Genomic DNA, 5,361 nt, shown 5'->3' with positions numbered 1-5,361 from the left:
CCCTCGGCCTGATCCGCGACGCCGCCGTCGTCATCGACGGCGGGACCGTCGCCTGGGTCGGCCCCGCCGCCAAGGCGCCCGCCACGGACGAGGCCTTCGACGCACAGGGCCGGGCCGTCATCCCCGGTTTCGTCGACTCCCACTCCCACCTCGTCTTCGCCGGCGACCGCACCGCCGAGTTCAACGCCCGGATGTCCGGCCGCAGCTACTCCGCCGGCGGCATCCGCACCACCGTCGCCGCCACCCGCGCCGCCACCGACGCGGAGCTGGAGGCCAACTTGGTGCGTCACCTCGACGAGGCCCGCCGCCAGGGCACCACCACCTTCGAGACCAAGTCCGGCTACGGCCTCACCGTCGCCGACGAGGCCCGCGCCCTGCGCATCGCCGCCGCGCACACCGAGGAGGTCACCTACCTCGGCGCGCACATCGTCTCCCCGGACTTCGCCGAGGACCCGGCCGCCTACGTCGACCTCGTCACCGGCGAGATGCTCGCGGCCTGCGCCCCGTACGCCCGCTGGGTGGACGTCTTCTGCGAGAAGGGCGCCTTCGACGGCGACCAGGCCCGCGCGATCCTCACCGCCGGGGCGGCCGCCGGGCTGATCCCGCGCGTGCACGCCAACCAGCTCTCCTACGGGCCCGGCGTCCAGTTGGCCGTCGAGCTCGAAGCGGCCTCCGCCGACCACTGCACCCACCTCACCGACGCCGACGTCGATGCCCTCGCGCAGGCCGCCGGTACCACCGTCGCCACCCTGCTGCCGGGCGCCGAGTTCTCCACGCGCGCCCAGTGGCCCGACGCCCGGCGCCTGCTCGACGCGGGCGCCACCGTCGCCCTGTCCACGGACTGCAACCCCGGCTCCTCCTACACGAGTTCGATGCCGTTCTGCATCGCGCTCGCGGTCCGCGACATGCGGATGACCCCCGACGAGGCCCTCTGGTCGGCCACCGCCGGCGGCGCCCGCGCCCTGCGCCGCGACGACATCGGCTTCCTGGCCCCGGGAGCCCGCGCCGACCTGGCCCTGCTGGACGCCCCGAGCCATGTCCATCTCGCCTACCGGCCGGGCGTACCGCTCGTTTCCGGGGTCTGGCAGCGGGGCCGCCGCGCCTGCTGACGAACAGTCAATTCCGGGTTGTCCTTTGTCTTCCCTCCGTAAGGGCCCGGGCGTACCTTGAGCCACCGATCTGATGTGTCGTCAGCTTTCTGTGGCCCGAGGGGAAGACGAAGGTGTCCGACCGCAAACGCTCCACCGCGCTCGCGCTGGCCTCCGCGCTGGCCGGATCGGCGGTGCTGCTCACCGCCCCCGCGGCCCATGCCGCCGTCGTCGACGTCGCCTACGACTGCAAGACCCCGATCGGGGACAAGTCGGCGGTGTCGCCCATCGACATCAAGGCCGTCAAGGAGGGCGCCGGGTACAAGCTGACGATGTCCTTCCAGAAAGGCGTCTCGTCCAGCCCCATCGAGCTCGGCAAGGGCGCCATGAGCCCCAGCGCCGTCATCCTCGTCGGCGGCGCCGAGAAGGTGTCCGTACCGGTTTCCGGCCCGTCCAACCCCGAGGCCGTGCCGCCGGACACACCGATCAAGATCACCGACCTCTCGGGCACCTACACACCCGGAAAAAGCGGCAAGGTCACCTTCACCGCCGGCGTGCTCACCATCAAGGCGATGGGCACCACGACCACCTGCACCCCCGGCAACAGCCCGGGACCGTCGCTCGAACTCGACGTCACGGCGCCCGGCGGCGGGAACACCCGGCCCGGCACCGACACCCCCGGCGACACCCTCCCGCAGACCGGGCCCACCGACTCCGCCCTCGCCCTCGGCACCCTCGGAGGCACGGTGCTGCTCGCCGGCGCGGCCGGCACGCTCTGGCTGACCCGGCGCGGCCGACGGGCCCGGTCCTGAACGGAGCACCCCGGTCATGCCCGTGCTCCACACCCTGAGGGGCGCCGCCGCCGTCCTCCTGATCGCCGCCGCCGCGCTGTACGCGGCCCCCGCGCCCCCGGCGGCCGCCGACGAGCCGGGCTGGACCGCCGAGCCGGCCGCCGGCGCGGCGACCACCGTCCGCCCGTACTTCTACCTCGCCGGCACCCCCGGCACCGTGCTGGAGGACCGCCTCGCCCTGGCCAACACCACAGACCAGGAACGCACCATCACCCTGCGCGGGGCCGACGCCTACAACACGGCCGACGGCGCCTTCGCGGTCCGCCCGGTGGCGCCCGGCCCCGGCCCCGGCCCCGGCCCCGGCCCCGGCCCCGGCCCCGGCCCCGGCCCCGGTTCCTGGATCAGCTTCGGGGCCGCCACCACCGTGAAGGTCCCGCCCCGCACCCGCGCCGTGGTCCCCTTCACCCTCACCGTGCCGCCCGCCTCCCCGCCCGGCGACCACCCCGCCGCCGTGATCGCCACCGAGGGCGGCCACGAGGCCGGAGTACGGGTCCACCTGAGGGTCGGCGGCCCCACCCTGGCCGCCCTCACGGTCGAGGACGTCGCCGTACGGGGCCGGGGCGCGGCCGCCGTCATCGCCTACACCCTCGTCAACCGCGGCAACGTGGCCCTCACCCCCGAACTCCGGATCCGCGCCGAGGCCCTCATCGGCGAGGTGTCCGACGCCCCCCGCGGCCGCACCCTGCCGATCGAACTGCTCCCCGGCCGGCGGGTGGAGCTCACCGAGCCCTGGCCCGGCGCCCCGGCCCTCGACCGGGTCCGCGTCACCGTCACCGTGACCGCCCCCGGCGGCGCCCGCGCGGTGGCCACCGGCTCGCGTTGGCTCGTCCCGCGGGGTCTGGCCGGCTGGACCGGGGCCGGCCTGCTCGGCCTCGGCGCGACCACCGCCGCCGCGCTGTACCACGTACGCGGCCGGCGACCCGAACCGGGCCCGGGGCCGGCGACGGACGCGCCGCCCGCGGCCGGACCGACGACCCCTGCACCGCACCACGAACTGACGGGAGCCGCCAGGTGAGAAGAGTCGGAGGCCTGCTGGCCGCGGGGCTGGCGGTGTGCGCCCTCACGCTGTTCCCCGTGGGCCCGGCCGCCGCCGAGGGCAAGCCGGCCGTGGCGCTCTCGCTCCAGGAAGCCGCCAAGGGCACCGGGATCACCGTCACCGGCACCGGCTGGCCGGCGAGGACGCTGGTGATGCTGCTGGTCTGCGGCCAGAACATGATCGGCGGCACCAACAGCTGCGCCAACGCCGACGGCGCCGCCGTCTCGGTCGCCGCCGACGGCAGCTTCACCGCCCAGCTGCCCGTGGTGGCACCGCCCAAGCCCTGCCCGTGCATCGTCAACGTCACCTCCGTCAACGGCGACCAGTCCACCGTCGCGATCACACTGAAGATCACCGACCACCCGGTGGCCGAGCTGCCCGCCGAGTCCGGCACGGCCCGCCTCGCGATGCTCACCGGGGTCCGGCTGGAGGGCGAGGACGGGGTGCTGACCTGGTTCGGCGCCCCACCCGCCCGGAAGTTCAAGGTCACCGTCGGCAATCTCGGTCCGGTTCCCGTCAAGGACCCGGTCTTCCAGCTCGGCACCGCGCACGGGGTGTTCGCCCCGTTGTGGGAGGAGGCCCGCTGGAAGGGCACCATCCCGCCCGGCGGCAAGGCGGAGATCGCCCTCGACGTGGGCCTGGCCGCCGGCGCCCACGGCGACTACACGATCTCCCTCAAGTACGGCGAGACCGTGGTGGCCACGCAGCCCTGGGGTGTCGACCGCCCGTACGGGGTGCTGCTCTTCCGGGGCCTGCTCCTCCTGGTGATCCCGGCCGCGGTCTTCCGTATCGGCATGGCGATCGTCGACCGGGTCCGACCGCGCGCCGCGCCCGCCGCCGGCCGCCACCGGGGCGTACGGCTCCACGAGGCGGCCTCCGCCGTGACGGCCCGGCTGCCGAGGATCCCGGCCCTGCGGTCGCCCGAGCCGGCCCCGGGCTCCGACCGCCCGGACCGGTCCCCCCAGACCACCACGGCGGTCCTGCCGTGGTTCACCCCGGACAGCGCGCCGGGCACAGCACCGCAGGCGTCCGCACCGTCTGAGAACCGTTCGACGACGAAGGGACATTCGTGAATACCCAACGGAGGGTGAGCGCGGCCGTGATCGTGCTGCTGCTCGGCGGCGCCGGTATCGCCATCGGAGCCACTCCCGCCCAGGCCGCGGAGACCAAGTTCAACGTCAAGTGCGTTCCCCCGGCCGGGGGCGGCGGTCCGGTGGAGGGGGAGACCACCGCCAAGGTCACCGCCCCCGCCTCGGCGAAGGTCGGCGACGAGGTCGACGTGTCCTGGGAGACGGTGAAGCCGGCCTCGAACAACACGGACCTGATGGACATCCCGCAGGACGCGGTCCAGCCCACCGGCTGGATCACCGTGGGCGGCGGTGGCGGTGAACTGAAGGTCGTCGGGGAGAAGAAGAACCCGCCGATCCCGAAGAAGGCACCCATGCAGATGTCCGTGATGAAGGGCAAGCTGAAGCTCACCAAGGCCGGGAAGATCACGCTGACCCCCGGCAGGTACGACGTGGCGGTCACCTTCTCCTTCGGCACGTTCGTCACCAAGTGCGCGCCGACCGGCGCCGTGGGGGTCGGGGCCACCATCGACGTGGCGGCCGGCTCCAGCGGCGGTACGACGACCGGTGGTACCACCACGGGCGGTACCACCACCGGCGGCTCCACGACCACGGGCGGATCGACCTCGGGCGGCTCCACCGGCGGCGGAGGCGGCCAGACCGACTTCCCGGGCAAGGCGGTCGAGGTGGCCTTCGACTGCGGGCCGGTCGTCCCGGGGGGCATCAAGACCCCGGTCACGATCAACGCGAAGAAGAACGGCGGCAGCTACGACCTGACGGTCAAGACCGCCAAGGGTGCGATGGCGGCGCCCATGGCCCTGCCCGCCGGAGCGCTCAAGCCCTCCATGGACGTGAAGCTCGGCGGGGCGGACAGCGGCACGGTCAAGGTCTCCGGCCCGGCCAACGCGGAGCCGATCCCGGACAAGGCCCCGGTCAGCCTCAGCGACATGACCGGCACCTACAAGCCCGGGAAGAGCGGCAAGGTGACGCTGAGCCCGGACCAGCTGACGATCGACGTCACGATGGCCCCCGGCGCCACCCCGATCAACGTCCCCTGCAAGGCGACGAGCAGCGGGGTCTCGCTGGAACTGGACACCGCCGCCCAGCCGGGCGGCTCCGGTTCCTCCACGGTGTCCGGCAGCACCACCTCGGGCGGCGGACTCGCCGAGACCGGCGCGGAAGACGAGGGCGGCATCAAGGCCCTCGCCTTGGTCGCCGGCACGGTGATCCTGCTCGGCGGCGCGGTGTTCACCTTCACCCCGTGGCGCCGCCTGCGCGGCACCCGCTGACACGCGAACGGCCCGGCACACCTTCCGGTG

General features: G+C 74.2%; 5 protein-coding genes. All 5 read left to right on the top strand.

The annotated features are described in order from the left end of the window. Nucleotides 1-1,109: imidazolonepropionase (gene hutI, locus ACWGIU_RS28500; protein WP_453710502.1), on the top strand; the 1,109-nt coding region annotated here is incomplete at its 5' end. 113 nt (nucleotides 1,110-1,222) lie between these two features. Next, nucleotides 1,223-1,900, top strand: coding sequence for an LPXTG cell wall anchor domain-containing protein (locus ACWGIU_RS28495; RefSeq protein WP_453710500.1), 678 nt, complete (start codon nucleotides 1,223-1,225; stop codon nucleotides 1,898-1,900). A 16-nt stretch (nucleotides 1,901-1,916) separates the two neighbouring features. Continuing rightward, nucleotides 1,917-2,954, top strand: coding sequence for a hypothetical protein (locus ACWGIU_RS28490; RefSeq protein WP_453710498.1), 1,038 nt, complete (start codon nucleotides 1,917-1,919; stop codon nucleotides 2,952-2,954). Beyond that, nucleotides 2,951-4,048: a neocarzinostatin apoprotein domain-containing protein gene (locus ACWGIU_RS28485; RefSeq protein WP_453710497.1), complete on the top strand. Its 1,098-nt coding sequence runs from the start codon at nucleotides 2,951-2,953 to the stop codon at nucleotides 4,046-4,048. The genes ACWGIU_RS28490 and ACWGIU_RS28485 overlap by 4 nt, the downstream gene beginning before the upstream one ends. Nucleotides 4,049-4,062: 14 nt before the next feature. Further along, entirely contained in the window at nucleotides 4,063-5,331 is a 1,269-nt protein-coding gene (locus tag ACWGIU_RS28480; RefSeq protein WP_453710495.1) for a hypothetical protein, read from the top strand. The last annotated feature ends 30 nt before the right edge of the window (nucleotides 5,332-5,361 follow it).

Source organism: Streptomyces sp. NPDC054840 (assembly GCF_053611065.1).
The sequence above is the reverse complement of the archived record's forward strand: the minus strand, read 5'-3'. Positions and strand labels throughout refer to the sequence as shown.

Excerpts from the sequence above, each read along its gene's own strand:
- ACWGIU_RS28490 (WP_453710498.1), top strand. The coding sequence starts at position 1,917 with ATGCCCGTGCTCCACACCCTGAGGGGCGCCGCCGCCGTCCTCCTGATC.